This window comes from Kitasatospora sp. NPDC056531 (assembly GCF_042794375.1).
Taxonomy (GTDB): domain Bacteria; phylum Actinomycetota; class Actinomycetes; order Streptomycetales; family Streptomycetaceae; genus Kitasatospora.
This window is the reverse complement of record NZ_JBHTTU010000291.1, coordinates 1-2,345: the sequence shown is the minus strand read 5'-3', so window position 1 is coordinate 2,345 and position 2,345 is coordinate 1. Positions and strand designations below refer to the sequence as shown.

Sequence of the window (2,345 nt, the reverse complement as noted above, 5' to 3'; positions counted from 1 at the left end):
CTGCTGGGCTGGGTCCTGCTGGAGGAGGACCGGCCCGAGGAGGCCCTCGTCCACCTGGAGCGGGCGCCCGGCCTCGCCGCCCTGGCCGGCGACCGCACCGCGCAGGCCGTCGCCCTGGCCAACCTGGCCGTCGCCCTCGCCCGGTACGGCCACGACGCACGGCAGGGCGGGCCGGCGCGGGTGCGCGCCCTGCTGACCGAGGCCCTCACGCTGGCCGAACAGGCCGACCGCGCCGACCTCGTCGCGCTGGCCCGCCAGCACCTGGCCGACCAGTGCCTGGCGGCCGGCGACCCCGAGCAGGCCGCCCACCACGCCGCCCGCGGCCTGGCCCTCGCCGAGCCGCCCTTCCCGGTCACCCGCCGGGTCGTGCTGCAGACCCTCTACGGCCGCGCGCTCGCCGCCACCGGCCACCCGGAGGAGGCCGCGCTCCACCTCGACGCCGCCCTGCGCTCCGCCCGGGCCCACCAGTACGGCGACGGCGAGGCGGCGGCCGACGCGGCCCTGCACGCCCTGCCCGCCCACCCCGCCACGACGCCCCTGCCCGGACGGCGCTGACGCCCGGACGGAAGCCGGTAGCGCCGCTCGGCGGGTCCGGCCTCTCCGGGGAGGCGGGCCCCCGCCGAGCGGCGTTCAACGTCAGGGAGTGAGGACCCACTTCTGGTTGTCCAGGCCGTTGCAGTCCCAGATGCCCAGCTGAGTGCGGTTGGCGGTGTTGAAGCCGAGCTCGTCCAGGCACTTGCCGGTCAGCACGTTCTTCAGCGAGCCGTCGGGCTGCGGGACCCACTGCTCGCCCTGGCTGCCGACGCAGTCGTAGATCTCGACCTTGGTGCCGTTGGGGCTGTCGGGGCTGCCCCACACCACGTTCAGGCACATGCCGAGGGCGCGCACGGAGTTGTCCAGGCCCAGGGTCCACCACTGGGCGCCGGTGCCGTTGCAGTCGTAGATCTGCACCGGGGTGGCGACGTTGGTGCTGCCGTGGGCGATGTCCACGCACTTGCCGCCGTAGCCGACCAGGCGGCCCTGCTTGCCCTGCATGCCGATGACGACCGGGCGGATGGTGTCGGTGGCGATGTCACCGGGGCGGCAGACCGACCTGGACGTCCCGTCGCCGACCACGGTGTTGCCGGCGACCCAGTAGGTGAACGGCTGGTCTTGGACGATGTAGAAGCAGACCGTCTCGACGTGCCAGACGGTGCCGGCCGGGACGTTGCCGCAGCTCGCGGTGGCTATCCCGGCACCTCGGCCGGTGGTGCAGTTGCCGGGGGTGTCGGCCTGCGCGACGGACGGCAGGACGGCGACACCCACCAGGGCGAGCAGGGCGGTCAGTAAGGCGGCGAAGGTTCGGCGCATGCGAGGGGGACCCCTTCCGGTGGACGCGGACCGACCGGGTGTGTGGAGTGCATGGTCGGTGTCGCCCAGCGTGGGGGATGTGATGATGGACCGTCAACTGTTGTGAAAGCTTTGTCCAGAACTTGTTCACGCCAGCTGATCACAGCGGCCGCGTCAGCCCCGCTCGCCGGACACGAGCACCTTGCGGCCCGTCGCCAGCACCAGCGACGCGCACGCCGAGCCCAGCACCGCCCCGACGATGACGTCGCCGGGGCAGTGCACCCGCGAGTAGCCCACCGCACACGCGAACATCCCCAACGGGACCGAGGCCGGGGGCAGCACCGTCCCGACGGCGGTCGCCAGCGCGAAGGCCGAGGCGGTCACCTAGGCACCCAACTCCTTTGCCTTGCTGACCAGTTGGAAGCGCTCAACCTTGCCGCCGCCGGACTTCGGGTTCATGATCAGCACCGGCCGCCGGGGCGCCGGGGCCTCCCGCTCGGGCATCGCCTTGGGCGGCCGGGCCGCCCGCAGCGCCGAGCGGGCCAGGGCCAGCCCGGCGAACCAGAGGGCGAGCGCCACCGTCACCGGCAGCAGCACCTCCAAGACGACCGCCAGCGCGATCACCCCGACCGGCGCGGCGACCGCGAGCACCGCGCCGACCACCCGAGCCACCCCGCGGTAGGCCAGCGCCCACCACGCGCCGACGGCCACCAGCACGAGCCCGACCACCTCGGCGAGCAGCACCAGCAGCCCGTGCAGCCCGTGCAGCCCGGTGAACGCCAGCACCACGAGGGCGGCCACCGCGCACAGCAACGCGACCCGCGCGAGGTTGCGCGGACCGCGGCCCGCCGCCTTCGTCATCGACTCCCCTGCTTCGCCTGGTCCGCTGAGGCGCCGTCGGCGCCCTCCGGTCCGGTCACCGTAACCGGCGGGCGCCGACCGCCGCGTGCCGAGCGCAGCGCGCAGGTCACCGACCCTCGCCCGTTCGGCGCAGCGGCGGCGTCGCGCCCGAAGCG

At 74.6% G+C, this 2,345-nt stretch carries 2 protein-coding genes and 2 pseudogenes; 1 reads left to right on the top strand and 3 read right to left on the bottom strand.

Going from position 1 to position 2,345, the window contains the following annotated elements:
- A pseudogene (locus ACFQ87_RS45725) lies at positions 1 to 555 on the top strand (AfsR family transcriptional regulator); the annotation flags it as partial.
- Positions 556 to 636: 81 nt separating this feature from the next.
- Here ACFQ87_RS45725 and ACFQ87_RS45720 read toward each other — a convergent pair.
- The 3 genes and pseudogenes from ACFQ87_RS45720 to ACFQ87_RS45710 form a co-directional block, all read right to left on the bottom strand.
- The gene (locus tag ACFQ87_RS45720; protein ID WP_380616967.1) at positions 637 to 1,350 is read right to left on the bottom strand and encodes a ricin-type beta-trefoil lectin domain protein; all 714 of its coding nucleotides are present in this window, start codon (positions 1,348 to 1,350) and stop codon (positions 637 to 639) included.
- A 153-nt stretch (positions 1,351 to 1,503) separates the two neighbouring features.
- Positions 1,504 to 1,710, bottom strand: a pseudogene (locus ACFQ87_RS45715) (phosphatase PAP2 family protein); the annotation flags it as partial.
- Positions 1,711 to 1,713: 3 nt separating this feature from the next.
- Positions 1,714 to 2,190, bottom strand: a complete 477-nt coding sequence (locus tag ACFQ87_RS45710; RefSeq protein WP_380616966.1) for a hypothetical protein — start codon at positions 2,188 to 2,190, stop codon at positions 1,714 to 1,716.
- Between the last annotated feature and the right edge of the window lie 155 nt (positions 2,191 to 2,345).